Here is a 278-nt window from a genome sequence, read left to right on the forward strand (position 1 = left end):
CATGCTTCTGATAATGCCTTTTTCTTCGCATAATTGATAGTAAGAATACGACGTGTAAACACTACCTTGATCACTATGTAGTATGCAACCCTCAGGTATATCAATTAGATTTAATGTATCATTAACTAAACTTTGGTCCTGTTTGTTATCTATTTTATACGCTACAATTTCTCCGTTATAAACATCTATAATCGAAGATAAATACAACATTGTATTACCGAAAGGTAAATAAGTAATATCAGTTGTTAATACTTCCATTGGTTGGTTAGCTTTAAACT

1 protein-coding gene is annotated in these 278 nt (G+C 30.6%); it reads right to left on the bottom strand.

Translation table 11 applies throughout. The annotated features are described in order from the left end of the window. A partial coding sequence (locus ACSUE0_RS14570; RefSeq protein ID WP_436957840.1) for a transposase occupies positions 1-278 on the bottom strand: 278 nt, incomplete at both ends.

The organism is Staphylococcus sp. AS1337 (assembly GCF_051408735.1).
In the GTDB taxonomy this organism is placed as follows: Bacteria; Bacillota; Bacilli; order Staphylococcales; family Staphylococcaceae; genus Staphylococcus; species Staphylococcus xylosus_B.